The 1,564-nt window shown below is 45.1% G+C and carries 2 protein-coding genes; both read right to left on the bottom strand.

What is annotated here, in order from left to right:
• Positions 1 to 176: 176 nt before the first annotated feature.
• Positions 177 to 638, bottom strand: coding sequence for a dUTP diphosphatase (gene dut, locus THICY_RS01475; RefSeq protein WP_013834843.1), 462 nt, complete (start codon positions 636 to 638; stop codon positions 177 to 179).
• A 96-nt stretch (positions 639 to 734) separates the two neighbouring features.
• Positions 735 to 1,535, bottom strand: coding sequence for a SapC family protein (locus THICY_RS01470; protein ID WP_013834842.1), 801 nt, complete (start codon positions 1,533 to 1,535; stop codon positions 735 to 737).
• Between the last annotated feature and the right edge of the window lie 29 nt (positions 1,536 to 1,564).

Genomic DNA, 1,564 nt, shown 5'->3' with positions numbered 1-1,564 from the left:
AACGCCCTTAAACTACTTACACTTTTAATTTATGGGTTAATTTTAAGGTATTAGATTTTGCTGGTATACACCCAAAGCGCAGTGGAACAACTTTTTTTTGGTAAAACGGGTATAAATGCAAACTTTCTTTTTTTATGCACATTCTTTCTAGGGATGCTGATCGCTTTTTTGTGTATTTAGTGCTGACCCGAGTGCCCGAAACCACTAGCTTCGCGCACTGTTTCGGTAGCAAATTCAGTGACTTGCTGAAACTGTGGTTGTAGTACCGGAACAATGATCATTTGCGCAATTCGCTCGCCAATTTCGATGGTGTAGGGGGTATTACTGCGATTCCAGCAGGATACTTTGAGTTCGCCTTGGTAATCGGAGTCAATTAATCCCACCAAATTGCCTAAAACGACTCCGTGTTTATGACCCAGGCCTGAACGAGGCAGTAACATAGCGGCTAAACCGGGGTCGCTTAGGTATACCGCCAGGCCGGTGGGGATTAGCAGGGTTTGCTGCGGCGCGATGGTGAGGGGTTCACTGATAGCGGCGCGTAAATCCAGGCCTGCTGATCCGGCGGTGGCGTAGCTGGGTAGTGGAATACTTTGGCCAATACGAGGGTCTAGTACTTTGTATTGAATAGGGTCTGTCATATTTATGATTTCCATGGGGTTGTTGTTGATTGATTGAAAAAAAAACGCTCCTTACGGAGCGTTATTTTATGCCATTTTCAGGTTATTAAAATCCGCTTAGTGCTTCGCTGGCGCTTTTTGCTTAGCCGCCGCTGACGTTTCTGCTGGCTTTGCATTATTGAGTTTACCTGCCATACGATCCATTAGGTCGTTAAAGTTGTTAAGCGACAATAGGTGTGCGTAGATTAAACCTAGGTACCCTTGAGTCATTAGGTTTTTAACTTGCTCGGCACTTAGCTCGTTAAGCTTTTTCTCGTTGATAAGGTATAAGCCGTTTAGCTGAAGGGTTTCACCCGAGTTTAACTGCATGGTGCTGCTGGCTTGTTCTAGCAAGTCCAATTCTTTTAGCGTAGCAATGAAGTTTTGCGTTGCTAGTGCGTCACGCTGGAAGGCTTGCAAGAAGTCGATGTTACGCTGAAGTAACTCGGTTGGTTCGCCCGCTTCGCTGAACAATGGCTCGCCTTTTTTGTCGTTAAACTGTGGGAAGTCTTGGTCAATACATACGGTGAATTGATCTTCGTTTTCTGCAATGACAAATGGGTAACGACGAACAAACGCTGGGATGTAAGGTGAGCTCCATTCGCCGTCTTGGCCTACGTAGACGTTTTCGTTGTCACGCATACCTAGTACACAGGCTAGGGCATATTGCTGCTCGCCTTCGGCTTCTGGGTTGCCCAGTGCGGCAAATGCCGTTACGTAGTGCTTTGAAATCAACGGTAGTTCGGTCAAGGCAATCATGACGCTATTAGTTTCTGATGCAAACGCGAAGTTTGGCTTGTCTAGGAATTCTAGACGTAGGTTTTTGTGTGTTTCTTTGTTAAGCGGTTGCACGTTGTTATAAAACATTAAGGTTTTCATAAGTCGTCCTTTTTGGGTTTAAAAATTTA

This window comes from Thiomicrospira cyclica ALM1, from assembly GCF_000214825.1.
In the GTDB taxonomy this organism is placed as follows: Bacteria; Pseudomonadota; Gammaproteobacteria; order Thiomicrospirales; family Thiomicrospiraceae; genus Thiomicrospira; species Thiomicrospira cyclica.
The sequence above is the reverse complement of the archived record's forward strand: the minus strand, read 5'-3'. Positions and strand labels throughout refer to the sequence as shown.

Excerpts from the sequence above, each read along its gene's own strand:
- dut (WP_013834843.1), bottom strand. The coding sequence starts at position 638 with ATGACAGACCCTATTCAATACAAAGTACTAGACCCTCGTATTGGCCAA.
- THICY_RS01470 (WP_013834842.1), bottom strand. The coding sequence starts at position 1,535 with ATGAAAACCTTAATGTTTTATAACAACGTGCAACCGCTTAACAAAGAA.